This is a genomic window from Pseudomonas paraglycinae, assembly GCF_021601625.1.
GTDB classification, from domain to species: domain Bacteria; phylum Pseudomonadota; class Gammaproteobacteria; order Pseudomonadales; family Pseudomonadaceae; genus Aquipseudomonas; species Aquipseudomonas paraglycinae.
On the sequence record NZ_BQHR01000005.1, the window covers coordinates 309,801 to 336,243 of the forward strand.

28 protein-coding genes, 4 tRNA genes and 2 rRNA genes are annotated in these 26,443 nt (G+C 55.2%); all 34 read right to left on the reverse strand.

Features of this window, described 5'->3' with window-relative positions; all coding sequences use genetic code 11:
- Nucleotides 1-9 precede the first annotated feature (9 nt).
- On the reverse strand, nucleotides 10-378 hold the full coding sequence (gene rplN / locus L6D82_RS10190) for a 50S ribosomal protein L14 (protein WP_002555479.1): 369 nt from the start codon (nucleotides 376-378) through the stop codon (nucleotides 10-12).
- 23 nt (nucleotides 379-401) lie between these two features.
- Nucleotides 402-668, reverse strand: a complete 267-nt coding sequence (gene rpsQ / locus L6D82_RS10195; RefSeq protein ID WP_003194644.1) for a 30S ribosomal protein S17 — start codon at nucleotides 666-668, stop codon at nucleotides 402-404.
- Nucleotides 669-670: 2 nt separating this feature from the next.
- Nucleotides 671-862, reverse strand: coding sequence for a 50S ribosomal protein L29 (gene rpmC / locus L6D82_RS10200; RefSeq protein WP_002555481.1), 192 nt, complete (start codon nucleotides 860-862; stop codon nucleotides 671-673).
- Nucleotides 862-1,275: a 50S ribosomal protein L16 gene (gene rplP / locus L6D82_RS10205; protein ID WP_003228729.1), complete on the reverse strand. Its 414-nt coding sequence runs from the start codon at nucleotides 1,273-1,275 to the stop codon at nucleotides 862-864. Before rplP ends, rpmC begins: the two co-directional genes overlap by 1 nt.
- A gap of 12 nt (nucleotides 1,276-1,287) precedes the next feature.
- Nucleotides 1,288-1,974: a 30S ribosomal protein S3 gene (gene rpsC, locus L6D82_RS10210; RefSeq protein WP_003176422.1), complete on the reverse strand. Its 687-nt coding sequence runs from the start codon at nucleotides 1,972-1,974 to the stop codon at nucleotides 1,288-1,290.
- A gap of 13 nt (nucleotides 1,975-1,987) precedes the next feature.
- Nucleotides 1,988-2,320, reverse strand: coding sequence for a 50S ribosomal protein L22 (rplV, locus tag L6D82_RS10215; protein ID WP_003103908.1), 333 nt, complete (start codon nucleotides 2,318-2,320; stop codon nucleotides 1,988-1,990).
- Between the two features lie 11 nt (nucleotides 2,321-2,331).
- A complete protein-coding gene (rpsS, locus tag L6D82_RS10220; RefSeq protein WP_003228731.1) occupies nucleotides 2,332-2,607 on the reverse strand; it encodes a 30S ribosomal protein S19 in 276 nt (91 codons plus the stop codon).
- A 16-nt stretch (nucleotides 2,608-2,623) separates the two neighbouring features.
- Nucleotides 2,624-3,448 carry a 50S ribosomal protein L2 gene (gene rplB, locus L6D82_RS10225; RefSeq protein ID WP_008018194.1) on the reverse strand — a complete coding sequence of 275 codons (825 nt, stop codon included), beginning with the start codon at nucleotides 3,446-3,448 and terminating at the stop codon, nucleotides 2,624-2,626.
- 14 nt (nucleotides 3,449-3,462) lie between these two features.
- Complete coding sequence (rplW, locus tag L6D82_RS10230) at nucleotides 3,463-3,762, reverse strand: 50S ribosomal protein L23 (RefSeq protein WP_002555488.1); 300 nt, start codon at nucleotides 3,760-3,762, stop codon at nucleotides 3,463-3,465.
- The gene (gene rplD, locus L6D82_RS10235; protein WP_003228735.1) at nucleotides 3,759-4,361 is read right to left on the reverse strand and encodes a 50S ribosomal protein L4; all 603 of its coding nucleotides are present in this window, start codon (nucleotides 4,359-4,361) and stop codon (nucleotides 3,759-3,761) included. The genes rplW and rplD overlap by 4 nt, the downstream gene beginning before the upstream one ends.
- A gap of 12 nt (nucleotides 4,362-4,373) precedes the next feature.
- Nucleotides 4,374-5,009, reverse strand: coding sequence for a 50S ribosomal protein L3 (rplC, locus tag L6D82_RS10240; RefSeq protein ID WP_007955641.1), 636 nt, complete (start codon nucleotides 5,007-5,009; stop codon nucleotides 4,374-4,376).
- An 80-nt stretch (nucleotides 5,010-5,089) separates the two neighbouring features.
- Nucleotides 5,090-5,401: a 30S ribosomal protein S10 gene (gene rpsJ, locus L6D82_RS10245; RefSeq protein ID WP_003186070.1), complete on the reverse strand. Its 312-nt coding sequence runs from the start codon at nucleotides 5,399-5,401 to the stop codon at nucleotides 5,090-5,092.
- Nucleotides 5,402-5,558: 157 nt separating this feature from the next.
- Nucleotides 5,559-6,752: an elongation factor Tu gene (tuf, locus tag L6D82_RS10250; protein WP_010220303.1), complete on the reverse strand. Its 1,194-nt coding sequence runs from the start codon at nucleotides 6,750-6,752 to the stop codon at nucleotides 5,559-5,561.
- Between the two features lie 31 nt (nucleotides 6,753-6,783).
- Nucleotides 6,784-8,889: an elongation factor G gene (gene fusA, locus L6D82_RS10255; RefSeq protein WP_011336173.1), complete on the reverse strand. Its 2,106-nt coding sequence runs from the start codon at nucleotides 8,887-8,889 to the stop codon at nucleotides 6,784-6,786.
- Between the two features lie 30 nt (nucleotides 8,890-8,919).
- On the reverse strand, nucleotides 8,920-9,393 hold the full coding sequence (gene rpsG, locus L6D82_RS10260) for a 30S ribosomal protein S7 (RefSeq protein WP_007957592.1): 474 nt from the start codon (nucleotides 9,391-9,393) through the stop codon (nucleotides 8,920-8,922).
- A 108-nt stretch (nucleotides 9,394-9,501) separates the two neighbouring features.
- Nucleotides 9,502-9,873, reverse strand: coding sequence for a 30S ribosomal protein S12 (gene rpsL, locus L6D82_RS10265; protein ID WP_003186084.1), 372 nt, complete (start codon nucleotides 9,871-9,873; stop codon nucleotides 9,502-9,504).
- A 215-nt stretch (nucleotides 9,874-10,088) separates the two neighbouring features.
- Nucleotides 10,089-14,288: a DNA-directed RNA polymerase subunit beta' gene (gene rpoC / locus L6D82_RS10270; protein WP_007957594.1), complete on the reverse strand. Its 4,200-nt coding sequence runs from the start codon at nucleotides 14,286-14,288 to the stop codon at nucleotides 10,089-10,091.
- 63 nt (nucleotides 14,289-14,351) lie between these two features.
- A complete protein-coding gene (gene rpoB, locus L6D82_RS10275; RefSeq protein WP_007957595.1) occupies nucleotides 14,352-18,425 on the reverse strand; it encodes a DNA-directed RNA polymerase subunit beta in 4,074 nt (1,357 codons plus the stop codon).
- A gap of 220 nt (nucleotides 18,426-18,645) precedes the next feature.
- A complete protein-coding gene (rplL, locus tag L6D82_RS10280) occupies nucleotides 18,646-19,011 on the reverse strand; it encodes a 50S ribosomal protein L7/L12 (protein ID WP_007957596.1) in 366 nt (121 codons plus the stop codon).
- A gap of 79 nt (nucleotides 19,012-19,090) precedes the next feature.
- Complete coding sequence (rplJ, locus tag L6D82_RS10285; RefSeq protein WP_007957597.1) at nucleotides 19,091-19,591, reverse strand: 50S ribosomal protein L10; 501 nt, start codon at nucleotides 19,589-19,591, stop codon at nucleotides 19,091-19,093.
- 198 nt (nucleotides 19,592-19,789) lie between these two features.
- Complete coding sequence (rplA, locus tag L6D82_RS10290; protein WP_085747590.1) at nucleotides 19,790-20,485, reverse strand: 50S ribosomal protein L1; 696 nt, start codon at nucleotides 20,483-20,485, stop codon at nucleotides 19,790-19,792.
- Nucleotides 20,485-20,916, reverse strand: a complete 432-nt coding sequence (gene rplK, locus L6D82_RS10295) for a 50S ribosomal protein L11 (protein WP_003228756.1) — start codon at nucleotides 20,914-20,916, stop codon at nucleotides 20,485-20,487. Before rplK ends, rplA begins: the two co-directional genes overlap by 1 nt.
- A gap of 117 nt (nucleotides 20,917-21,033) precedes the next feature.
- Entirely contained in the window at nucleotides 21,034-21,567 is a 534-nt protein-coding gene (gene nusG / locus L6D82_RS10300) for a transcription termination/antitermination protein NusG (protein ID WP_007957598.1), read from the reverse strand.
- 9 nt (nucleotides 21,568-21,576) lie between these two features.
- The gene (gene secE, locus L6D82_RS10305) at nucleotides 21,577-21,945 is read right to left on the reverse strand and encodes a preprotein translocase subunit SecE (RefSeq protein ID WP_007957600.1); all 369 of its coding nucleotides are present in this window, start codon (nucleotides 21,943-21,945) and stop codon (nucleotides 21,577-21,579) included.
- 45 nt (nucleotides 21,946-21,990) lie between these two features.
- Nucleotides 21,991-22,066, reverse strand: a tRNA-Trp gene (locus L6D82_RS10310).
- A gap of 53 nt (nucleotides 22,067-22,119) precedes the next feature.
- A complete protein-coding gene (tuf, locus tag L6D82_RS10315) occupies nucleotides 22,120-23,313 on the reverse strand; it encodes an elongation factor Tu (protein ID WP_010220303.1) in 1,194 nt (397 codons plus the stop codon).
- A gap of 85 nt (nucleotides 23,314-23,398) precedes the next feature.
- Nucleotides 23,399-23,474 (reverse strand) — tRNA-Thr (locus L6D82_RS10320).
- 26 nt (nucleotides 23,475-23,500) lie between these two features.
- Nucleotides 23,501-23,574 (reverse strand) — tRNA-Gly (locus L6D82_RS10325).
- Nucleotides 23,575-23,599: 25 nt separating this feature from the next.
- A tRNA-Tyr gene (locus tag L6D82_RS10330) sits at nucleotides 23,600-23,684 on the reverse strand.
- A 143-nt stretch (nucleotides 23,685-23,827) separates the two neighbouring features.
- On the reverse strand, nucleotides 23,828-24,268 hold the full coding sequence (locus tag L6D82_RS10335; protein ID WP_236188921.1) for a hypothetical protein: 441 nt from the start codon (nucleotides 24,266-24,268) through the stop codon (nucleotides 23,828-23,830).
- A gap of 7 nt (nucleotides 24,269-24,275) precedes the next feature.
- The gene (locus L6D82_RS10340) at nucleotides 24,276-25,025 is read right to left on the reverse strand and encodes a pantothenate kinase (RefSeq protein WP_085747588.1); all 750 of its coding nucleotides are present in this window, start codon (nucleotides 25,023-25,025) and stop codon (nucleotides 24,276-24,278) included.
- Nucleotides 25,015-25,968, reverse strand: a complete 954-nt coding sequence (birA, locus tag L6D82_RS10345) for a bifunctional biotin--[acetyl-CoA-carboxylase] ligase/biotin operon repressor BirA (RefSeq protein WP_085747587.1) — start codon at nucleotides 25,966-25,968, stop codon at nucleotides 25,015-25,017. The genes L6D82_RS10340 and birA overlap by 11 nt, the downstream gene beginning before the upstream one ends.
- Before the next feature lie 132 nt (nucleotides 25,969-26,100).
- Nucleotides 26,101-26,216, reverse strand: a 5S ribosomal RNA gene (gene rrf / locus L6D82_RS10350).
- Between the two features lie 152 nt (nucleotides 26,217-26,368).
- Nucleotides 26,369-26,443 (reverse strand): 23S ribosomal RNA (locus L6D82_RS10355); the annotation flags it as partial.

Below are 26,443 nucleotides of genomic sequence, written 5' to 3' on the forward strand. Positions count from 1 at the left end.
CGGATCTCCTTACAGCACTTCTGGGGCGAGCGAGACGATCTTCATGAACTTCTCAGTACGAAGTTCACGGGTCACTGGCCCAAAGATACGGGTGCCGATCGGCTCTTGCTTGTTGTTCAGAAGAACAGCAGCGTTGCCATCAAAGCGGATAATGGAGCCATCAGCACGACGTACGCCGTGACGAGTGCGGACTACAACAGCAGTCATCACTTGGCCTTTTTTCACCTTACCGCGAGGAATTGCTTCCTTCACGGTAACTTTGATGATGTCACCGATACCAGCGTAACGACGATGGGAGCCACCCAGCACCTTGATGCACATAACGCGGCGAGCGCCGCTGTTATCGGCCACATCGAGCATGGATTGAGTCTGAATCATATAATTTCTCCGACCCCTAGCCCTTAGACTTCCACAGCGCGTTCGAGAACATCAACCAGCGCCCAAGACTTGGTCTTGGCCATCGGACGAGTTTCACGAATAGTGACTTTGTCGCCGATGTGGCACTGATTGGTTTCGTCGTGCGCGTGCAGCTTAGTCGAACGCTTAACGTATTTACCGTAGATCGGGTGCTTAACGCGACGCTCGATCAGAACGGTGATGGTTTTGTCCATCTTGTCGCTGACAACACGGCCAGTCAGCGTACGGACAGTTTTTTCGGCTTCAGCCATGATCACTTACCTGCCTGCTGGTTGAGCACAGTCTTCACGCGAGCGATGTCACGCTTAACTTGCGAGAGCAGATGAGACTGCCCCAACTGGCCAGTTGCTTTCTGCATGCGCAGATTGAACTGGTCGCGCAGCAAGCCGAGCAGTTGCTCGTTCAGCTGCTGTGCGGATTTTTCACGAAGTTCATTCGCTTTCATCACATCACCGTCCGTTTAACAAAGGAGGTGGCGAGCGGCAGCTTTGCAGCAGCCAGGGCGAAAGCCTCACGCGCCAGCTCTTCAGAAACACCCTCGATTTCATACAGGACTTTGCCTGGCTGAATCTGGGCAACCCAGTACTCCACGTTACCCTTACCTTTACCCATACGAACCTCGAGAGGCTTCTTGGAGATCGGCTTGTCCGGGAATACACGGATCCAGATCTTGCCGCCACGTTTTACGTGACGGGTCAGAGCACGACGCGCTGACTCGATCTGACGAGCGGTGAGACGACCACGAGCTACAGACTTCAGCGCGAACTCGCCGAAGCTGACTTTGCTACCGCGCAGTGCCAGACCACGGTTGTGGCCGGTCATCTGCTTGCGGAACTTCGTACGCTTAGGTTGCAACATTTGGCGTACCCCTTACTTAGCAGCTTTTTTACGAGGCGCTGGTGCTTGTGGCTTCAGCTCTTCTTGGCGACCACCAATTACTTCGCCTTTGAAGATCCAAACCTTTACACCGATCACACCGTAAGTGGTGTGAGCTTCGTAGTTGGCATAGTCGATGTCGGCACGCAGGGTGTGCAGTGGCACACGACCTTCGCGATACCATTCAGTACGTGCGATTTCAGCACCGCCGAGACGACCGCTCACTTGGATTTTGATGCCTTTGGCACCAATGCGCATGGCGTTCTGTACAGCGCGCTTCATGGCGCGACGGAACATTACACGACGCTCCAGCTGCTGAGCTACGCTCTGCGCAACCAGCATACCGTCAAGCTCCGGCTTGCGGATCTCTTCGATATTGATGTGCACAGGCACACCCATTTGCTTGGTCAGGTCCTGACGCAGTTTCTCAACATCTTCACCTTTCTTCCCGATAACGATACCTGGACGAGCGGTGTGGATGGTGATGCGTGCAGTTTGGGCCGGACGATGGATATCGATACGGCTTACGGACGCGCTTTTTAGTTTGTCTTGGAGGTATTCACGCACCTTCAGATCAGCGAACAAGTAGTCCGCATAAGTCCGACCGTCTGCGTACCAGACGGAGGTGTGCTCCTTGACGATTCCCAGGCGAATGCCAATGGGATGTACTTTCTGACCCATCTCTTCGACTCCGTTACTTGTCAGCAACCTTGACAGTGATATGGCAAGACCGCTTGACGATGCGATCAGCACGGCCTTTGGCACGTGGCATGATGCGCTTCAGCGAACGCCCTTCGTTGACGAAAACGGTGCTGACCTTCAGGTCATCAACGTCTGCGCCTTCGTTATGCTCGGCGTTGGCTACGGCCGACTCCAGCACTTTTTTCATGATCTCGGCGGCTTTCTTACTGCTGAAAGCCAACAGGTTGAGCGCTTCGCCCACCTTCTTCCCGCGGATCTGGTCGGCGACCAAGCGGGCTTTCTGGGCGGAGATTCGAGCGCCCGACAACTTAGCGGCTACTTCCATTTCCTTACCCCTTAACGCTTGGCTTTCTTGTCTGCCACGTGCCCGCGATAAGTGCGGGTACCGGCGAACTCGCCCAGTTTGTGGCCGACCATGTCTTCGTTTACGAGAACTGGGACGTGCTGACGACCGTTGTGTACAGCGATGGTCAAACCGACCATTTGTGGCAGGATCATCGAACGACGCGACCAAGTCTTAATTGGTTTGCGATCGTTCTTTTCCGCCGCCACTTCGATCTTCTTCAGTAGGTGAAGATCAATAAAAGGACCTTTTTTCAGAGAACGTGGCACTGTCGTATCCCTCTATTTACTTGCGACGACGGACGATCATTTTGTCGGTACGCTTATTACCACGAGTCTTCGCGCCCTTAGTCGGGAAGCCCCATGGCGATACCGGATGACGACCACCAGAGGTACGACCTTCACCACCACCATGTGGGTGGTCAACCGGGTTCATGGCAACACCACGAACGGTTGGGCGAACGCCACGCCAGCGCTTGGCACCAGCTTTACCCAGCGAACGCAGGCTGTGCTCGGAGTTCGAGACTTCGCCCAGGGTCGCACGGCACTCAGCCAATACTTTACGCATTTCACCGGAACGCAGACGCAGGGTCACGTAAACGCCTTCACGAGCGATCAGCTGAGCCGAAGCACCAGCGGAACGAGCGATCTGTGCGCCTTTACCTGGCTTCAGTTCGATGCCGTGTACGGTAGAACCGACTGGAATGTTGCGCAGTTGCAGAGCGTTACCTGGCTTGATTGGAGCCAGGGCACCTGCGATCAGCGTGTCGCCAGCACTCACGCCTTTAGGGGCGATGATGTAGCGGCGCTCGCCGTCTGCGTAGCAGAGCAGTGCGATGTGAGCAGTACGGTTTGGATCGTATTCGATACGCTCAACAGTGGCGACGATGCCATCTTTGTCGTTGCGACGGAAATCGACCATACGGTAATGCTGCTTATGACCACCACCGATGTGACGAGTGGTAATACGGCCATTGTTGTTACGACCACCAGTCTTCGATTTTTTCTCGAGCAGCGGTGCGTGAGGAGCGCCTTTATGCAGCTCCTGGTTGACCACCTTGACCACAAAACGGCGGCCAGGGGAAGTCGGTTTGCATTTAACGATTGCCATGATGCACCCCTTCCTTACTCAGCACTGCTGCTGAAATCGAGATCTTGGCCTGGCTGAAGGGAGATAACTGCCTTCTTCCAGTCATTACGCTTGCCCAGACCGCGAGCGGTGCGCTTGCTCTTACCCAGAACGTTCAGGGTAGTAACACGCTCAACTTTCACGCTGAACAGGCTTTCGACGGCCTTCTTGATTTCCAGCTTGGTTGCGTCAGTAGCAACCTTGAAAACGAACTGGCCTTTCTTGTCTGCCAGAACCGTAGCCTTCTCGGAAACGTGCGGGCCAAGCAGAACTTTAAATACGCGTTCCTGGTTCATCCCAGCAGCTCCTCGAATTTCTTCACGGCCGACACGGTGATCAACACCTTGTCGTATGCGATCAGACTAACTGGATCGGAACCTTGCACGTCACGTACATCTACGTGTGGCAGGTTGCGAGCAGCCAGGTACAGGTTCTGATCAACAGCGTCCGACACGATCAGAACGTCGGTCAGGCTCATGTTGTTCAGTTTGCCCAGCAGGTCTTTGGTTTTCGGAGTTTCAACTGCGAAATCCTGAACCACGACCAGACGATCAGTACGCACCAGCTCAGCAAGGATGGAACGCATTGCTGCGCGATACATCTTCTTGTTCAGCTTCTGCGAGTGATCCTGTGGACGAGCTGCGAAAGTGGTGCCGCCGCCGCGCCAGATTGGGCTACGGATAGTACCGGCACGAGCACGGCCAGTACCTTTCTGACGCCATGGGCGCTTACCGCCACCACGAACGTCGGAACGGGTCTTTTGCTGCTTGCTACCTTGACGGCCGCCGGCCATGTAGGCCACGACTGCTTGGTGAACCAGCGTCTCGTTGAATTCGCCGCCAAATGTCAGTTCGGAAACTTCGATCGCTTGAGCGTCATTTACATTTAATTGCATGTCAGCTTCCCCTTAACCGCGAGCCTTGGCTGCTGGACGTACAACCAGGTTGCCGCCAGTAGCGCCAGGAACAGCACCCTTGACCAGCAACAGATTGCGTTCAGCGTCCACGCGCACTACTTCCAGGGACTGCACGGTCACGCGCTCAGCGCCCATATGACCGGACATTTTTTTGCCCTTGAATACACGACCAGGAGTCTGGCACTGGCCGATAGAGCCTGGGACGCGGTGGGATACGGAGTTACCGTGGGTGTTATCTTGCCCGCGGAAATTCCAACGCTTGATCGTACCCTGGAAGCCTTTACCTTTGGACTGACCGGTTACATCAACCAGTTGACCAGCAGCGAAGATTTCAGCGTTGATCAGATCGCCGGCCTGGTACTCGCCTTCTTCAAGGCGGAATTCCATTACGGTACGACCAGCGGCAACGTTCGCTTTGGCGAAGTGGCCAGCCTGAGCAGCTGTTACACGGGAAGCACGACGCTCGCCGACAGTGACTTGCACTGCACGATAGCCATCGGTTTCTTCAGTTTTGAACTGGGTGACGCGATTCGGCTCGATCTCAATGACCGTGACCGGAATGGAGACACCTTCTTCGGTGAAAATACGGGTCATACCCGCTTTACGACCGACTACACCAATAGTCATGTTGTAAACCTCATGAGTGTACGGGGCTTTCACCCGCTATGGCCGCCCATTTCAGAGCGTTACACGACCAAGACCGAGTCTTAGCCGAGGCTGATCTGCACTTCCACACCGGCCGCAAGATCAAGCTTCATAAGTGCATCAACGGTTTTATCCGTTGGCTGGACGATGTCCAGAACGCGCTTATGAGTGCGGATCTCGTACTGGTCACGCGCGTCTTTGTTGACGTGCGGGGAAACCAGAACGGTGAACCGCTCTTTACGGGTAGGCAGTGGAATTGGACCACGCACTTGAGCACCAGTACGTTTCGCGGTTTCCACGATTTCCTGGGTTGATTGGTCGATCAGGCGATGGTCAAAAGCCTTCAACCTGATACGGATTTGCTGATTTTGCATTGGATTTCAGACTCCGGCTGCTATTCCCACCGGGCGCAATACGCCCGTTAAAAGGAGGCGCAATTCTATAGACGCCCCAGATAGGTGTCAACCCAATAAAAAAGCCCCCGCTAAGCGGGGGCTTTTTCAACTCATCAAAGCTGACTCAATAAAGAGATCACTCGATGATTTTAGCTACGACACCAGCACCAACGGTACGGCCGCCTTCACGGATTGCGAAACGCAGACCGTCTTCCATCGCGATGGTTTTGATCAGGGTAACAGTCATCTGAATGTTGTCACCTGGCATTACCATTTCAACGCCTTCTGGCAGCTCGCAGTTACCGGTCACGTCAGTAGTACGGAAGTAGAACTGTGGACGGTAGCCTTTGAAGAACGGAGTGTGACGGCCGCCTTCTTCCTTGCTCAGAACGTAAACTTCTGCGGTGAACTTGGTGTGCGGCTTAACCGAACCCGGCTTAACCAGAACCTGACCACGCTCAACGTCGTCACGCTTGGTGCCACGCAGCAGAACGCCGCAGTTCTCGCCAGCACGACCTTCGTCCAGCAGCTTGCGGAACATCTCAACACCAGTGCAGGTGGTGGTGGTGGTGTCACGCAGACCAACGATTTCCAGGGCGTCTTGAACGCGAACGATACCGCGCTCGATACGACCGGTCACAACAGTACCGCGACCCGAGATCGAGAACACGTCTTCGATTGGCATCAGGAAAGGCTTGTCGATAGCACGCTCTGGCTCTGGGATGTAGCTGTCCAGAGTTTCCACCAGCTTCTTGACAGCGGTGGTGCCCATTTCGTTGTCGTCTTTGCCTTCCAGCGCCATACGAGCCGAACCGATGATGATCGGAGTGTCGTCGCCTGGGAAGTCGTAAGTGGACAGCAGGTCGCGAACTTCCATCTCAACCAGTTCCAGCAGCTCAGCGTCGTCTACCAGGTCAGCCTTGTTCAGGAAAACCACGATGTACGGAACGCCTACCTGACGGGACAGCAGGATGTGCTCACGGGTTTGTGGCATCGGACCATCAGCGGCCGAGCAAACCAGGATAGCGCCGTCCATCTGCGCAGCACCAGTGATCATGTTCTTCACGTAGTCAGCGTGACCTGGGCAGTCAACGTGAGCGTAGTGACGAATGTTCGAGTTGTACTCAACGTGCGCGGTGTTGATGGTGATACCGCGAGCTTTTTCTTCTGGAGCGCTGTCGATCTTGTCGAATTCAACTACGGCCGAACCGAAAACTTCGGAGCAGACGCGAGTCAGAGCAGCGGTCAGAGTGGTTTTACCGTGGTCAACGTGGCCGATGGTGCCAACGTTTACGTGCGGTAGGGAACGATCAAATTTTTCTTTAGCCACGACAATTAACTCCTAGCCTAAAGGGGCTGAATCAGCCTTGTTTTTTGGTAACGGATTCGACGATGTGCGACGGAGCCGTATCGTATTTTTTGAATTCCATAGAGTAGCTTGCGCGACCCTGAGACATGGAACGAACGTCGGTCGCATAACCGAACATCTCACCCAGTGGAACTTCGGCACGGATAACCTTGCCGGACACTGTGTCTTCCATACCCTGGATCATGCCGCGACGACGGTTAAGGTCGCCCATCACATCACCCATATAGTCTTCAGGCGTAACAACCTCTACCGCCATGATCGGCTCAAGCAACTCACCACCGCCCTTCTGGGCCAGTTGCTTGGTCGCCATGGAAGCAGCCACTTTAAACGCCATCTCGTTGGAGTCGACGTCGTGGTAAGAACCATCGAACACGGTAGCCTTCAGGCCGATCAGCGGATAGCCGGCAACAACGCCGTTCTTCATCTGCTCTTCGATACCCTTCTGGATAGCCGGGATGTATTCCTTAGGAACCACACCACCCACTACTTCGTTCAGGAATTGCAGACCTTCCTGACCTTCGTCAGCAGGAGCAAAGCGAATCCAGCAATGACCGAACTGGCCACGACCGCCGGACTGACGAACGAACTTGCCTTCGATTTCGCAGTTCTTCGTGATGCGCTCACGGTACGAAACCTGTGGCTTGCCGATGTTGGCTTCGACGTTGAACTCACGGCGCATCCGGTCAACCAGGATGTCCAAGTGCAGCTCGCCCATGCCGGAGATGATCGTTTGACCAGTCTCTTCATCAGTTTTGACGCGGAAAGACGGGTCTTCCTGAGCAAGCTTGCCCAGAGCGATACCCATTTTTTCCTGGTCATCCTTGGTCTTAGGCTCTACGGCAACCGAAATAACCGGCTCCGGGAAGTCCATGCGAACCAGGATGATTGGCTTGTCAGCATTGCAGAGGGTTTCACCAGTGGTGACGTCCTTCATGCCGATCAGGGCCGCGATGTCGCCAGCGCGTACTTCCTTGATCTCTTCACGGGCGTTTGCGTGCATTTGCACCATACGACCCACGCGCTCTTTCTTGCCTTTAACCGAGTTGATCACGCCGTCGCCGGAGTTCAACACGCCCGAGTAAACGCGGACGAAGGTCAAGGTACCCACGAATGGGTCGGTAGCGATCTTGAACGCCAGGGCCGCGAACGGCTCGTCGTCGCTTGCATGACGCTCCATCTCTTCTTCCTCGTTATCAGGGTTGGAACCCTTGATAGCAGGAATGTCGGTCGGAGCAGGCAGGAAGTCGATAACGGCGTCGAGAACCAGGGGAACGCCCTTGTTCTTGAACGAAGAACCGCAAACAGCCAGAACGATTTCGCCGGCGATAGTACGCTGACGCAGAGCAGCCTTGATCTCGGCGATCGACAGCTCTTCACCTTCCAGATACTTGTTCATCAGCTCTTCGCTGGCTTCGGCGGCGGCTTCAACCATGTTGTTGCGCCATTCTTCAGCCAGTTCAAGCATGTCCGCAGGGATTTCCTTGCGAACCGGAACCATACCCTTGTCAGAGTCGTTCCAGTAGACAGCTTGCATGTTGATCAGGTCGATCTGGCCCTGGAAGTTATCTTCCGAACCGATAGCCAGCTGGATCGGCACCGGAGTGTGACCCAGACGCTGTTTGATCTGACCGATCACGCGCAGGAAGTTGGCACCAGCACGGTCCATCTTGTTTACATAAACAAGACGTGGAACGCCGTATTTGTTGGCCTGACGCCATACGGTTTCCGACTGAGGCTCAACACCCGAAGTACCGCAGAACACAACGACCGCGCCGTCGAGTACGCGCAGGGAACGCTCTACTTCAATGGTGAAGTCTACGTGGCCCGGAGTATCGATTACGTTGAAGCGATGCTCGTGTGGGTACTGCTTCTCGGAACCTTTCCAGAAGGCGGTAATGGCAGCAGAAGTAATGGTAATACCACGCTCCTGCTCCTGAACCATCCAGTCTGTGGTCGCGGCGCCGTCATGCACCTCGCCCATTTTGTGACTTTTGCCAGTGTAAAAAAGGACGCGCTCGGTGGTGGTGGTTTTACCAGCATCCACGTGTGCGACGATACCGATGTTACGGTAGCGACTAATCGGAGTAGTACGAGCCATAAAGCCCTCGCAAAATTAGTGAAGCTAAAATTAGAAGCGGTAGTGCGAGAAAGCTTTGTTAGCTTCGGCCATACGGTGCACGTCTTCACGCTTCTTAACAGCAGCACCTTTACCTTCAGCAGCATCCAGCAGCTCGCCAGCCAAGCGCAGAGCCATAGACTTCTCGCCGCGCTTGCGGGCGAAGTCTACCAACCAGCGCATTGCCAGAGCGTTACGACGGGACGGACGAACCTCGACCGGAACCTGGTAAGTAGCACCACCAACGCGGCGCGACTTCACTTCGACCAGCGGAGCGATGGCGTCGAGTGCTTTTTCGAAGAGTTCCAGGGGATCGGTGCCGGTCTTGCGAGCCGCAACGGTTTCCAGGGCACCATAAACGATACGCTCGGCAACGGCTTTCTTGCCGCTTTCCATAACGTGGTTCATGAATTTGGCGAGGATTTGGCTTCCGTATTTCGGATCGTCCAGAATCTCACGCTTTGCTGCTACGCGACGTCTTGGCATTGATAAGCCCTCAAACGGTCTTCAGGTTAGCTCGGGACAGATCCAGTGGATGCGCGCCCGACCTTACTCTTATCGACTCAATAAAATGAAAATCTGCAAAACGGCCGATTACTTCGGACGCTTGGTACCGTACTTCGAACGACCCTGGTTACGGCCTTTAACGCCGGAAGTATCCAAGGAGCCGCGAACGGTGTGGTAACGAACACCTGGCAAGTCTTTTACACGACCGCCGCGGATCAGTACCACGCTGTGCTCTTGCAGGTTGTGGCCTTCACCACCGATGTACGAGGAAACCTCGAAACCGTTGGTCAGACGCACACGGCATACTTTACGCAGTGCCGAGTTAGGTTTTTTCGGCGTAGTGGTGTACACACGGGTGCACACGCCACGACGTTGCGGGCAGTTCTGCAGCGCAGGCACGTCGGATTTCTCGACGATACGCTTACGCGGCTGACGTACCAGCTGGTTGATAGTTGCCATCTACTAGCTCCACTGTTGTCTTGCGACGCTATTGTCTTGCAAGAAAAGCAAAATGGCAGGAACGAATTCCCGCCAAATTTAGGGGATCAAGAGTCTAAAGAGGATCTTGTCCCCAGTCAAGGCAAGGCCCCGACCTCCCCGCTCGTCGAACCTCGACAAATTGTCTCGATTCGATGAACGGCTTGATCAGGGCCTCAGCTCATTTTTCGCAGAACTCAGTTACCGCTCGAGTTCAGCGCTTCGGTCAGTGCAGCTTCCACTTCACTGGCGCTTACGCGCAACGGCTTGTCTGCATCACGACGACGCTTGCGCTCGCTGTGATAAGCCAGACCGGTACCGGCCGGGATCAGACGACCCACGACCACGTTTTCTTTCAGGCCGCGCAGGTAATCGCGCTTGCCGGTTACGGCCGCTTCGGTCAGTACGCGGGTGGTTTCCTGGAAGGAAGCCGCCGAGATGAACGATTCGGTCGACAACGACGCCTTGGTGATACCCAGCAGAACGCGGGTGAACTTGGAGACAAATTTGTCTTCCGCGTTCAGACGCTCGTTCTCTACCAGAACGTGAGTCAGTTCCATCTGGTCGCCCTTGATGAAGCTGGAGTCGCCGGACTCGGAGATCTCAACTTTACGCAGCATCTGACGCAGGATGGTCTCGATGTGCTTGTCGTTGATCTTCACGCCTTGCAGACGGTAAACGTCCTGGATCTCGTTGACGATGTACTTGGCCAGCGCGCTCACACCCAGCAGACGCAGGATGTCGTGCGGATCGCTCGGACCGTCGGAGATAACTTCGCCGCGGTTTACCTGTTCGCCTTCGAACACGTTCAGGTGACGCCACTTCGGAATCAGCTCTTCGTACGGATCGCTACCGTCGTTCGGGGTAATGACCAGACGGCGCTTGCCTTTGGTCTCTTTACCGAACGCGATGGTGCCGCTGACTTCAGCCAGGATCGACGCTTCTTTCGGACGACGAGCTTCGAACAGGTCGGCAACACGCGGCAGACCACCGGTGATGTCACGGGTTTTCGAAGTTTCTTGCGGGATACGAGCGATAACGTCACCGATCGCGATCTTCGCACCGTCCGCAACACCGACCAGGGCGTTGGCTGGCAGGAAGTACTGAGCGATAACGTCAGTGCCTGGCAGCAACAGATCCTTGCCGTTGTCATCAACCATCTTCACCGCAGGACGGATGTCCTTGCCGGCAGCCGGACGGTCTTTGGCATCGAGTACTTCAATGTTGGTCATACCGGTCAATTCGTCAGTCTGACGCTTGATCGTGATGCCTTCTTCCATGCCCACGTAGGTCACGGTACCTTTCATTTCGGTAACGATCGGGTGAGTGTGCGGATCCCACTTGGCCACGATTGCGCCAGCGTCGACCTTGTCACCTTCTTTAACCGAAATCACGGCACCATACGGCAGCTTGTAACGCTCGCGCTCACGACCGAAGTCGTCAGCGATTGCCAGCTCACCGGAACGGGACACAGCAACCAGGTTGCCATCCACACGCTCAACGTGTTTTAGGTTGTGCAGACGGACGGTACCGCCATTCTTCACCTGAACGCTGTCGGCTGCGGAAGTACGGCTTGCCGCACCACCGATGTGGAACGTACGCATCGTCAGCTGGGTACCCGGCTCACCGATGGACTGGGCAGCGATAACGCCGACCGCTTCACCGATGTTCACCTGGTGACCACGAGCCAGGTCACGGCCGTAGCACTTGGCGCAAATGCCATAGCGGGTTTCGCAGCTGATCGGCGAACGCACGATCACTTCGTCGATGCTGTTCAGCTCGATGAACTCGACCCACTTCTCGTCTACCAGAGTGCCAGCAGGAACGATGACGTCCTCGGTACCCGGCTTGAATACGTCACGGGCAATGACACGACCCAATACGCGCTCACCCAACGGCTCTACAACGTCACCGCCTTCAATGTGCGGAGTCATCAGCAGACCGTGTTCAGTGCCGCAATCGATCTCGGTTACAACCAGATCCTGCGCCACGTCTACCAGACGACGAGTCAGGTAACCGGAGTTCGCAGTTTTCAACGCGGTATCCGCCAGACCTTTACGAGCACCGTGAGTCGAGATGAAGTACTGGAGTACGCTCAGACCTTCACGGAAGTTCGCAGTAATCGGCGTTTCAATGATGGAACCGTCCGGCTTGGCCATCAGACCACGCATACCGGCCAGCTGACGAATCTGTGCTGCGGAACCCCGCGCACCCGAGTCGGCCATCATGTACATCGAGTTGAACGATTCTTGCTCGACTTCGTCGCCGTGACGGTCGATGACTTTCTCTTTCGAGAGGTTGGCCATCATCGCCTTGGAGACTTCGTCGTTCGCTTTCGACCAAAGGTCGATCACTTTGTTGTACTTCTCGCCCTGGGTTACCAGGCCGGAGGCGTACTGGCTCTCGATTTCTTTCACTTCGTCGGTGGCAGCACCGATGATGCGGGCTTTTTCATCCGGGATAACGAAGTCGTTAACACCGATGGAAACGCCGGAAATGGTCGAATAGGCAAAACCGGTGTACATCAACTGGTCAGCGAAGATCACGGTCTCTTTCAGACCAACCACGCGGTAGCACTGGTTGATCAGCTTGGAGATCGCCTTTTTCTTCATCGGCAGGTTGACGACGTCGAACGACAGACCTTTTGGCACAACCTGGAACAGCAGCGCACGGCCGACAGTGGTGTCGACGATACGGGTGTTGTTCACGCTGTTGCCGTCACGATCGTTCACGGTTTCGTTGATACGAACCTTGATCTTGGCGTGCAGTGCGGCTTCGCCGGCACGGAACACACGGTCAACTTCCTGCAGATCCGCAAACACACGACCTTCGCCCTTGGCGTTGATCGCTTCACGAGTCATGTAGTACAGACCCAATACAACGTCCTGCGACGGAACGATGATTGGCTCACCGTTGGCTGGCGACAGAATGTTGTTGGTCGACATCATCAACGCACGCGCTTCGAGCTGGGCTTCCAGCGTCAGCGGTACGTGTACGGCCATTTGGTCGCCGTCGAAGTCGGCGTTGTACGCGGCGCAGACCAGAGGGTGCAGCTGGATAGCCTTACCTTCGATCAGTACCGGTTCAAACGCCTGGATACCCAGACGGTGAAGAGTCGGTGCACGGTTGAGGAGGACCGGGTGTTCGCGAATCACTTCAGCGAGAACGTCCCAAACTTCTGGCAGTTCGCGCTCGACCATTTTCTTGGCCGCTTTGATGGTGGTCGCGAGACCACGCATTTCCAGCTTGCCGAAAATGAACGGCTTGAACAGCTCGAGAGCCATCTTCTTCGGCAGACCGCACTGATGCAGACGCAGGGTCGGGCCTACGGTAATTACCGAACGACCGGAGTAGTCAACACGCTTACCGAGCAAGTTCTGACGGAAACGACCTTGCTTACCCTTGATCATGTCAGCCAGGGATTTCAGAGGACGCTTGTTGGAACCTGTGATAGCGCGGCCACGACGACCGTTGTCGAGCAGTGCATCGACAGCTTCCTGCAACATACGCTTTTCGTTGCGCACGATGATGTCCGGAGCGGACAGATCCAGCAGACGCTTCAAACGGTTGTTACGGTTGATCACTCGACGATACAGATCGTTGAGGTCGGAAGTCGCGAAACGACCGCCATCCAGCGGAACCAGTGGACGCAGATCTGGCGGCAGAACCGGCAGAACGGTCAGCACCATCCACTCTGGCAGGTTGCCGGAACCCTGGAAGGCTTCCATCAACTTCAGACGCTTGGACAGCTTCTTGATCTTGGTTTCGGAGTTGGTTTGCGGAATTTCTTCACGCAGACGGCCAATCTCGTGTTCCAGGTCGATAGCGTGCAGCAGTTCACGGACAGCTTCGGCACCCATGCGGGCGTCGAAGTCATCACCGAACTCTTCCAGCGCTTCGAAGTACTGCTCGTCGTTCAGCAGCTGACCTTTTTCAAGAGTGGTCATGCCCGGGTCGATAACGACATAGCTCTCGAAGTAGAGAACGCGTTCGATATCACGCAGGGTCATGTCCATCAGCAGGCCGATACGGGACGGCAGCGATTTCAGGAACCAGATGTGGGCAACTGGCGAAGCCAGTTCGATGTGCGCCATGCGCTCACGACGAACCTTGGCCAGTGCAACTTCAACGCCGCACTTCTCGCAGATCACACCACGGTGCTTCAAGCGCTTGTACTTACCGCACAGGCACTCGTAATCCTTTACCGGGCCAAAGATCTTGGCGCAGAACAGACCGTCACGCTCAGGTTTGAACGTACGGTAGTTGATGGTTTCCGGCTTTTTAACTTCACCGAACGACCACGAGCGGATCATCTCAGGCGAGGCCAATCCGATACGGATGGCGTCGAACTCTTCGACTTGACCCTGGTTTTTCAGCAAATTCAGTAGGTCTTTCAAGGCCTTTCCTCCTGGCGGAGCAGAGAGCGGGCAATCCTGCCCCGCTCTCGATCGCGTCACGTGTTATTCGGTTTCCAGATCGATATCGATGCCGAGGGAACGAATTTCCTTGATCAACACGTTGAAGGACTCGGGCATGCCCGGCTCCATACGGTGATCGCCGTCCACGATGTTTTTGTACATCTTGGTCCGGCCGTTCACATCGTCCGACTTCACTGTGAGCATTTCTTGCAGAGTGTAAGCAGCACCGTATGCTTCCAGTGCCCAGACCTCCATCTCCCCGAAACGCTGACCACCGAACTGCGCCTTACCACCCAGCGGCTGCTGGGTAACCAGGCTGTACGAACCAGTAGAACGCGCGTGCATCTTGTCGTCTACCAAGTGGTTCAGCTTCAGCATGTACATGTAGCCAACGGTAACTGGACGCTCGAACTTGTTGCCGGTACGGCCGTCGGTCAGCTGCATCTGGCCGCTTTCTGGCAGGTCTGCCAGTTTCAGCATGGCCTTGATTTCGCTTTCCTTGGCACCGTCGAACACTGGAGTGGCCATTGGAACACCGCCACGCAGGTTCTTCGCCAGATCCAGGATTTCCTGATCGGAGAAGCTGTCCAGATCTTCGTTACGACCGCCGATCTGGTTGTAGATCTCGTCCAGGAAGGTACGCAGCTCAGCGACTTTGCGCTGCTCTTCGACCATCCGGTTGATCTTCTCGCCCAGACCTTTGGCCGCGAGGCCCAGGTGGGTTTCAAGGATCTGACCAACGTTCATACGCGAAGGTACGCCCAGCGGGTTGAGGACCACGTCGACCGGGGTGCCATTGGCATCGTGCGGCATGTCTTCAACCGGCATGATCACGGAGACCACACCTTTGTTACCGTGACGACCGGCCATCTTGTCGCCCGGCTGGATGCGACGACGGATTGCCAGGTAAACCTTGACGATCTTCAGCACGCCTGGAGCCAGGTCATCGCCCTGCTGCAGTTTGCGCTTCTTGTCTTCGAACTTGTCGTCCAGCAGACGGCGGCGATCAACGATGTAGGCCTGAGCCTTCTCGAGCTGCTCGTTCAGAGCATCTTCAGCCATGCGCAGTTTGAACCACTGACCATGCTCAAGACCGTCGAGTACTTCGTCGGTGATGTCCTGACCTTTCTTCAGGCCCGCGCCGCCTTCAGCCTTGTGGCCTACCAGAGCGGAACGCAGACGTTCGAAGGTCGCGCCTTCAACGATGCGGAACTCTTCGTTCAGATCCTTGCGGATCTCGTCCAGCTGGGACTTCTCGATCGACAGTGCACGAGCATCACGCTCAACGCCGTCACGAGTGAAGACCTGCACGTCGATGACAGTACCTTTGGTGCCGGTAGGCACGCGCAGGGAGGTGTCTTTAACGTCGCTGGCTTTTTCACCGAAGATCGCACGCAGCAGTTTTTCTTCCGGAGTCAGTTGGGTCTCGCCTTTCGGAGTGACCTTGCCTACCAGGATGTCGCCTGCGCCAACTTCAGCACCTACGTAAACGATACCGGCTTCGTCCAGCTTGTTCAGAGCGGCTTCACCCACGTTCGGGATGTCCGCAGTGATTTCCTCTGGGCCAAGCTTGGTGTCACGGGCCACACAGGTCAGTTCCTGAATGTGGATCGTGGTGAAGCGGTCTTCCTGAACCACACGCTCGGACAGGCAGATGGAGTCTTCGAAGTTGAAGCCGTTCCATGCCATGAACGCGATGCGCATGTTCTGACCCAGAGCCAGTTCACCCATGTCGGTGGACGGGCCGTCGGCCATGATGTCGCTACGCTGAACGCGATCACCTTTGCTCACCAGCGGACGCTGGTTGATGCAGGTGTTCTGGTTCGAGCGGGTGTATTTGGTCAGGTTGTAGATGTCGACACCCGCTTCGCCGGTTTCAACTTCGTCATCAGCAACACGAACCACGATACGGCTGGCATCAACGGAGTCGATCACGCCGCCACGACGAGCCACGACGCAAACGCCGGAGTCGCGAGCCACGTTACGCTCCATGCCGGTACCTACCAGCGGCTTGTCAGCGCGCAGGGTTGGTACAGCTTGACGCTGCATGTTCGAACCCATCAACGCACGGTTGGCGTCGTCGTGCTCGAGGAACGGAATCAGCGACGCTGCAACCGAAACTACCTGCTTCGGCGAAACGTCCATCAAGGTGACGTCTTCCGGCGCCTTGACGGTGAATTCGTTCAGGTGACGCACGGCCACCAGTTCGTCGATCAGGACTTTCTGCTCGTTCATGGTCGCCGAAGCCTGCGCGATCACGTGATCGGCTTCTTCAATGGCGGACAGGAACACGATGTCGTCGGTGACCACACCCTCTTTCACCACACGGTACGGGCTCTCGAGGAAGCCGTACTGGTTGGTGCGAGCGTAAGCAGCCAGCGAGTTGATCAGACCGATGTTCGGACCTTCCGGCGTTTCAATCGGGCAGACACGACCGTAGTGAGTCGGGTGTACGTCACGGACTTCGAAGCCCGCGCGCTCACGAGTCAGACCGCCAGGGCCGAGTGCAGAGACACGACGCTTGTGGGTGATCTCGGACAACGGGTTGTTCTGGTCCATGAACTGCGACAGCTGGCTGGAACCGAAGAACTCTTTCACCGCCGCAGCCACTGGCTTGGCGTTGATCAGGTCTTGCGGCATCAGGCCTTCGCTTTCAGCCATCGACAGACGCTCTTTGACCGCACGCTCAACACGTACCAGGCCAACGCGGAACTGGTTCTCGGCCATTTCGCCTACGCAGCGAACACGACGGTTACCCAGGTGGTCGATGTCGTCGACGATGCCTTTACCGTTACGGATGTCGACCAGAGTCTTCAGTACCGCGACGATGTCTTCCTTGCACAGCACGCCCGAACCTTCGATCTCGGTACGACCGATACGACGGTTGAACTTCATCCGGCCGACCGCAGACAGGTCATAGCGCTCAGGGCTGAAGAACAGGTTGTTGAACAGGGTCTCGGCAGCGTCTTTGGTTGGCGGCTCGCCTGGACGCATCATGCGATAGATCTCGACCAGCGCTTCCAATTGGTTGCTGGTGGAGTCGATCTTCAGCGTGTCGGAGACGAACGGACCGCAGTCGATGTCGTTGGTGTACAGAGTTTCGATGCGTACGACGCCGGCCTTGGCGATTTTCGCCAGGATCTCGGTCGACAGCTCGGTGTTGCATTCTGCCAGGATCTCACCGGTAGCCGGGTGTACGATGGCCTTGGCGGTGGTACGACCCAGAACGTAATCCAGAGGCACGTCCAGCTCTTTGATCCCGGCTTTTTCCAGCTGGTTGATGTGGCGGGCAGTAATACGACGGCCCTGCTCAACGATCACCTTGCCTTTGTCATCCTGGATGTCGAGAACTGCGACTTCACCACGCAGGCGCTGAGGCACCAGCTCCAGGCTCAGGCCTTCGCCTTTCACGTGGAATACGTTGGTGGTGTAGAACGCGTCCAGCACTTCCTCGGTGGTATAACCGAGCGCGCGCAGCAGTACCGAGGCCGGCAGTTTGCGACGACGGTCGATACGCACGAATACGCAGTCTTTCGGGTCGAACTCGAAGTCCAGCCACGAACCGCGGTAAGGAATGATGCGCGCGGAGTACAGCAGTTTGCCGGAGCTGTGCGTCTTGCCACGGTCGTGGTCGAAGAACACGCCCGGGGAACGGTGCAGCTGGGAAACGATAACACGCTCGGTACCGTTGATTACGAAGGTACCGTTCTCAGTCATCAATGGGATTTCACCCATGTAGACTTCTTGCTCTTTGATGTCCTTGATCGCTTTGTTCGACGATTCTTTGTCGAAAATGATCAGGCGCACTTTTACCCGCAAAGGTACGGCGAAAGTTACACCGCGCAATACGCATTCTTTGACATCAAATGCCGGTTCGCCCAAGCGATAACCGACGTACTCCAGCGCAGCATTGCCGGAGTAGCTGATGATCGGGAAAACGGATTTGAAGGCCGCATGCAGGCCCACGTCGCGGAACTGATCTTTAGTCGCTCCCGCTTGCAAGAATTCACGATACGAATCCAGCTGGATGGCCAGGAGGTAAGGCACATCCATGACGTCCGGCAACTTGCTAAAGTCCTTGCGGATACGTTTTTTCTCAGTATATGAGTAAGCCATCAGCGTTCCCCAGCTTGGTCACCTGCTTGTTTGGCCCCTCCCGACGGGAGCAGCCAGAAAATCGTGCAAACCCCATGGTTTGCGCCACCGCATCGGGTGGTTACAGCTCGTTATCGACACCGACCCAGTCGGCTGCCAATAACGGAAAAAGGCCGGTGGCAAGAGCCACCAGCCATCAGCCTGTCGCTTGACGCTCGGGCTGGAGGAGCAAAGTCGATGCTTACTTCAGCTCGACTTTAGCGCCTGCTTCTTCCAGCTTCTTCTTAGCGTCTTCAGCAGCTTCTTTCGAAACGCCTTCAGCTACAACCTGAGGAGCGCCGTCGACTTTCTCTTTGGCTTCTTTCAGGCCCAGACCGGTCAGTTCACGAACTGCCTTGATCACGTTTACTTTCTTCTCGCCGGCTTCAACCAGAACAACGTTGAACTCGGTTTGCTCTTCAACAACAGCGGCAGCAGCAGCTGGACCAGCAGCAGCAACAGCAGCGGTCACGCCGAAGGTTTCTTCCATTGCTTTGATCAGCTCAACAACTTCCAGAACGGTTTTCTGGCCGATTGCTTCGATGATTTGTTCGTTAGTCAGAGACATGACTCAATTCCTGATTTGGTGGACAGCCTGTACGGCCGTCGAAATAAACAAAAATACGCGAGAGTGGAAACGCTCAGCCTCAGGCTGCAGCTGCTTCTTTCTGATCGCGAATTGCCGCCAGAGTACGAGCCAGCTTGCTGGTAGCGCCTTGAATCACGCTCATCAGTTTCGCAATAGCTTCGTCGCGAGTTGGCAGGCTTGCCAGCACGTCGATCTCATTCGCTGCGAGGAACTTGCCCTCGAACGAAGCTGCCTTGATCTCGAACTTATCCTGACCCTTGGCAAATTCCTTGAACAGACGAGCAGCAGCGCCCGGGTGTTCGTTGGAGAATGCAATCAGGGTCGGGCCGGTGAACACGTCGTTGAGGACACTGTAAGGAGTGTCAGCAACAGCGCGCTTGAGCAGGGTGTTACGTACAACACGTACGTAAACGCCAGCTTCACGAGCCTCTTTACGGAGTCCGGTCATTGCGCCTACTGTTACGCCACGGGCATCAACCACGACAGCGGACAGAGCGACTTTGGCAGCCTCGTTGACTTCAGCGACGATGGCCTTCTTGTCTTCGAGATTAATTGCCACGGGTTTAACTCCTGCTTGTTACCGTTTCATTCGATCGAAACCGAATGTCGTTTTGGTGTCTGATTCGGTAAGGAACCGGGAGCACCATCTGCGTAGGCTTGAGGTTTAAGACTTGCGTCGCCTACGGTCTTGGATAGCCCCCGCCAGGCAGGGACCCCAATCTTTCAATTGGCACAGTCAACTGCGCCAATTTTTGTCTTACGCGTCCAGCGAGCTCTGGTCGATGACCAGACCTGGGCCCATAGTGGTGCTCAGGGTAACGCGCTTGACGTAGATACCTTTCGAAGAAGCTGGCTTGATACGCTTCAGATCAGCGATCAGGGCTTCAACGTTTTCCTTCAGCTTGACGGCATCGAAGCCGATCTTGCCAACGGAAGTGTGGATGATGCCGTTTTTGTCGGTGCGATAACGAACCTGACCAGCCTTGGCATTTTTAACCGCGGTAGCGACGTCTGGGGTAACAGTGCCGACTTTCGGGTTAGGCATCAGACCACGTGGACCGAGGATCTGACCCAGCTGACCTACAACGCGCATGGCATCCGGGGATGCGATCACTACGTCATAGTTCAGGTCGCCGCCTTTCATTTCGGCAGCCAGTTCGTCCATACCTACACGGTCAGCGCCGGCAGCCAGAGCGGCCTCAGCAGCTGGACCCTGGGTGAACACAGCAACGCGAACAGTCTTGCCAGTGCCGTGTGGCAGCACAGTAGCGCTACGAACGACCTGGTCGGATTTACGCGGGTCTACGCCCAGGTTTACAGCTACGTCGAACGACTCGCTGAACTTGACAGTCGACAGCTCGGCCAGCAGTGCAGCGGCTTCTACAATGTTGTAGGCCTTGCCTGCTTCGATTTTGCCGGCGATAGCCTTTTGACGCTTGGTCAGCTTAGCCATTACACACCCTCCACGTTAAGGCCCATGCTACGAGCAGAACCGGCGATAGTACGCACGGCTGCATCCATATCAGCTGCAGTCAGATCCGCGTTTTTGGTTTTCGCGATTTCTTCCAGCTGAGCACGGGTAACAGTGCCAACCTTAACGGTGTTCGGACGAGCGGAACCGCTGGTCAGACCGGCCGCCTTCTTCAGCAGAACCGAAGCAGGGGTGGATTTGGTTTCGAAAGTGAAGCTACGGTCGCTGTAGACAGTGATGATCACTGGAGTCGGCAGACCAGCTTCCAGACCCTGGGTACGGGCGTTGAAAGCTTTGCAGAATTCCATGATGTTCACGCCGTGCTGACCCAGAGCAGGACCAACAGGTGGGCTTGGGTTAGCCTGAGCGGCCTTCACTTGCAGCTTGATGTAAGCGGTAATCTTCTTGGCCATGAGGCACTCCAATTACGGGTTCGAACGCCTCGAAAGGCTCCCCGGTTACTTGCGCGTTTATCCCAGTGACGACAAAACCCCACAGCCTAGGGCTGCGGGGTTGGGATGCTTGCTCAGCTAGACCTTTTCGACCTGACTGAACTCCAACTCTACCGGAGTAGAGCGTCCGAAAATGAGCACTGCCACTTGGATCCGGCTCTTTTCGTAGTTAACTTCTTCAACAACACCGTTAAAGTCAGCAAACGGACCATCATTGACTCGAACGGTTTCGCCTGGTTCGAACAGCGTCTTCGGCTTCGGCTTGTCGCTACCGTCAGCAACGCGACGCAGAATCGCTTCAGCTTCTTTATCGGTGATTGGTGCTGGCTTATCAGCAGTACCGCCGATAAAACCCATCACCCGAGGAGTATCCTTGACCAAGTGCCAAGTACCCTCGTTCATATCCATCTGAACCAGCACATAACCTGGGAAGAATTTGCGCTCGCTTTTGCGTTTCTGGCCATTACGCATTTCAACCACTTCTTCAGTGGGAACCAGAATTTCGCCGAAGCCATCTTCCATGCCAGCCAGCTTTACACGCTCGATCAACGAACGCATGACATGCTTCTCGTAACCCGAGTAAGCATGCACAACGTACCAACGCTTAGCCACGGGACACCCTTAGCCGACAATCAAGGAAACAAGCCAGCCGAGCAGGGAATCAAGCCCCCACAACAGCAACGCCATAACCAGAACAACAGCCACAACAATCAGCGTGGTCTGCGTGGTTTCTTGGCGAGTTGGCCATACGACTTTACGAATCTCAGTGCGAGCTTCCTTAACCAGTACAAAGAAAGACTTGCCCTTGGCAGTCTGCAGGCCTACAAAGGCAGCTACAGCAGCAATAACAAGCAATGCGAGTACACGGTACAGGATCGGCGAAGCAGCGTAATACTGATTGCCGACAACGCCAACAATTACCAAAGCGACTACGACAAGCCACTTGAGCAAATCGAAGCGAGAGCCTTGAGCTTCAGCTTTAGGAGTCATCTATGAAGATCCTGTGAAAAGAAAGCCAGACACACCAAGTGAATCTGGCAGGTCAGGAGGGAATCGAACCCCCAACCTACGGTTTTGGAGACCGTCGCTCTGCCAATTGAGCTACTGACCTAAAACAAAATCAGGCCGGCCATTATGCCGGCCTGAAAAAGACATTACAACTATTTACTCGATGATCTTGGCTACGACGCCAGCACCAACGGTACGACCGCCCTCACGGATTGCGAAACGCAGGCCGTCTTCCATCGCGATGGTTTTGATCAGGGTAACAGTCATCTGAATGTTGTCACCTGGCATTACCATTTCAACGCCTTCTGGCAGCTCGCAGTTACCGGTCACGTCAGTAGTACGGAAGTAGAACTGTGGACGGTAGCCTTTGAAGAACGGAGTGTGACGGCCGCCTTCTTCCTTGCTCAGAACGTAAACTTCTGCGGTGAACTTGGTGTGCGGCTTAACCGAACCCGGCTTAACCAGAACCTGACCACGCTCAACGTCGTCACGCTTGGTACCACGCAGCAGAACGCCGCAGTTCTCGCCAGCACGACCTTCGTCCAGCAGCTTGCGGAACATCTCAACACCGGTGCAGGTGGTGGTGGTGGTGTCACGCAGACCAACGATTTCCAGGGCGTCTTGAACGCGAACGATACCGCGCTCGATACGACCGGTCACAACAGTACCGCGACCCGAGATCGAGAACACGTCTTCGATTGGCATCAGGAAAGGCTTGTCGATAGCACGCTCTGGCTCTGGGATGTAGCTGTCCAGAGTTTCCACCAGCTTCTTGACAGCGGTGGTGCCCATTTCGTTGTCGTCTTTGCCTTCCAGCGCCATACGAGCCGAACCGATGATGATCGGAGTGTCGTCGCCTGGGAAGTCGTAGGTGGACAGCAGGTCGCGAACTTCCATCTCAACCAGTTCCAGCAGCTCAGCGTCGTCTACCAGGTCAGCCTTGTTCAGGAAAACCACGATGTACGGAACGCCCACCTGACGGGACAGCAGGATGTGCTCACGGGTTTGCGGCATCGGACCATCAGCGGCCGAGCAAACCAGGATCGCGCCGTCCATCTGCGCAGCGCCAGTGATCATGTTCTTCACGTAGTCAGCGTGACCTGGGCAGTCAACGTGAGCGTAGTGACGAATGTTCGAGTTGTACTCAACGTGCGCGGTGTTGATGGTGATACCGCGAGCTTTTTCTTCTGGAGCGCTGTCGATCTTGTCGAATTCAACTACGGCCGAACCGAAAACTTCGGAGCAGACGCGAGTCAGAGCAGCGGTCAGCGTGGTCTTACCGTGGTCTACGTGACCGATGGTGCCTACGTTGACGTGCGGCAGGGAACGATCAAATTTTTCCTTAGCCATCGATATCACCCCTAACAGAAGAAATTGAGCAAACAACACGAGCCATTAAAACAAAGGCAGATATTTTCATATCTGCCTTGTTATATGGAGCTCTTGAGCGGATTTGAACCGCTGACCTCACCCTTACCAAGGGTGTGCTCTACCAACTGAGCTACAAGAGCGTAAAACTTTGCACAACCTGCAAACTTGGAGCGGGTAGCGGGAATCGAACCCGCATCATCAGCTTGGAAGGCTGAGGTTCTACCACTAAACTATACCCGCGGAGCCTGCAGCTCACGCTAAAATCTGGTGGAGGGAGAAGGATTCGAACCTTCGAAGTCGTAGACGTCAGATTTACAGTCTGATCCCTTTGGCCGCTCGGGAACCCCTCCTAATCAGGCCGGCATTCTATACTATGCCAAACCCCTGTCAAGCATTTTCTCATTTAAAAACCTGAGGTTAGCTGCATTGACACCACCCCACTGCTTCTACCTTTTCAGGTCTTCGCTGTGGAGCGGGCGCCATTCTATGCAAACTATTCAGTAGGTGCAACCCCCTCGCACAGCATTATTTTATGTTTTAACTCATTGAATTCCTTGGAAAGGTTTTGTAACTGAGCATCACCCAGCAAACGCTGGGTTTCGGGCGTAACCTGGAACCAATATGAGCCGCCGGAAGACTCTTTTGACGAAGGAAGAGCTTTTGCTCCAATCTCCGTCAAACGCTGTTCCAACGCCTGAGCGGTCTCGGGGCGCGCCAAACCACCTACATAAAGGCACTGCCCATCAGACTTCCCCCCAGTCCTTTTTTCACGGGAAGCATCACCACCAGCCTCACTCAGCAAGCGAATATCCTGTTGCGAGCCACGATAAAGACTGAGCGGCGTTACATCCTTTGCGCGTAGCGGGGCCTCCTGCTGATGCCAGACGTAATAAAACACATTGAGTACCAGAAGCAGAAGAAACAACCAACGCATACAAACCTCAGGACAAAGGACACGCCATAGCCAAACCCACGAACACCAAATCGGGAACAATCCGAGCCTCAGGCGCAACATCCGAAACCAGCTCGGCATCACCACCCGTAATGAAGACACTGTAGTCATCACCCCAGTAGGAGCGCGCCATCTCCAGCTGCGTCAACACAAATCCCCTGAGCATCAACGAACAGCCACGCTCTACAGCCTCAGCCGTATTGCGCCCCGGAGCCTGGCTCGTCAATGCACGCTCTGCCGCCAGGTCTCCATAGCGAATTTTTCGAGTATGCGTACGCAACTGATTACGCATCAGCGGCATGCCAGGACAAATGAAGCCTCCCAGATGCTCGCCGTCCACGGAGATAAAGTCCGCAGTCACCGCTGTCCCGAAATCAAGAACCAGACAAGCACCTTTAGCCAGGTGAAAACCACCAAGCATCGCCAGCCAGCGATCGAGACCAAGGCGCTCATAGTCGTCGTAACCATTCTTTACGCCGGACATCTCGCGAGCGGGCGCCGCACAGACAACGGAAATGCCGAACTCATGCTTGAGCAAGCCAATCAGCAAATTAGTCTCATCTTCGGTTCTTACGCTGACGAGGCGACATTTCTTGAGAGACACTTTCTCGAACGATCGAAGACCGTCAACCAACGCCATGTCAGAGTCGACCACGCCCTCCGCGACCAAGACGCCGGCCTCAACGCTCAGCACACGCCATTTGATAAAGCTGTTTCCACAATCGAGCTCAAGAATCATCACGCAACCTCAAGCTGAGCTCACCGCCACTAAAGACCTTTTCCACACCATCTACCTTCAGCCTAAGCGCGCCCTGATTATCGATTCCCAGCACCACACCCTCTACCTGATTGACACCGGCGGTGAGAGAAACCGGCTGCCCTTGCCACAAATGACTCGCCTCCCACTCCGCCTGAAGCGCAGAGAAGCCACCTGATTGGTGACGCTGCAGATAGAGTTGCAGCTGCTTACTCAGCTCAATCGCCAGAATATTGCGATCACAAGATTTGCCCGATTCTAGACGCATTGAAGTCCATTGCTGATCAACTTCGTCTGTAGCCTGCATGTTCACATTAATGCCTATGCCCAACACTACATGGCACACGTCTGCTGGATCACCAACCAGCTCCAACAGGATCCCGGCGATTTTTTTTTGGTCGACCAATACATCATTGGGCCATTTCAGCCCTGCACCTGGCACCCCAAGCGCATGCAAGGCCTGCATGACCGCGAGACCAACAACGAGACTTAACCCTTCAAGCTGACGCATCCCACCATCGATGCGCAGCACGAGACTGTAATAGAGGTTTTCAGCAAACGGACTCACCCATTTACGGCCTCTGCGCCCCCGCCCTGAGCTCTGGCGCTCAGCCAGTACAAGAAAGGGAGCCGCCCGCCCCCCATCCACCGCGCGCAGCGATTCAGCATTAGTCGAGTCCACGGAATCGAAGATACTGACAGACCAGCCGGAAAGACTTTCCTCTATCCTGAGCGAGTCAAGCAGCGCCAATGGCGAAGCCAATTGATAGCCCCGCCCTCGAACTTTATGTATGGATAACCCAAGCTCCGCCTCCAGATGCTGAAGCTGCTTCCACACCGCACTTCGACTAATTCCCAGAGCAACACCCAGGGCCTGACCGGAATGGAATCGACCATCCTTCAGAAGGTTCAACAACGTCAGCATGCAGGTCTCGCCTCAGAATGAGGCCCGAATAATAGCCATGCACCGGGCCGCTGCATAGAATTCAAACAATCCATTTTCCTGCGGGCAAAACAAAACCCCAACTGCTTTCGCAATTGGGGTTTCGGAATTTAATCTTGACGATGACCTACTCTCACATGGGGAAACCCCACACTACCATCGGCGATGCATCGTTTCACTTCTGAGTTCGGGATGGGATCAGGTGGTTCCAACGCTCTATGGTCGTCAAGAAATTCGGGTACTGAGTCGTGGCCAGAGGGCCTCGCTTCAGCAAATTGGGTATGTGACAGCTGTCGGTGTCTTGTGAGCGTCGAACTTTCGGTTCATTTTCGTCTTCACACACCGCAATCTGGCCTTTCGACTCAAATTGCTTGGGTGTTATATGGTCAAGCCTCACGGGCAATTAGTATTGGTTAGCTCAACGCCTCACAGCGCTTACACACCCAACCTATCAACG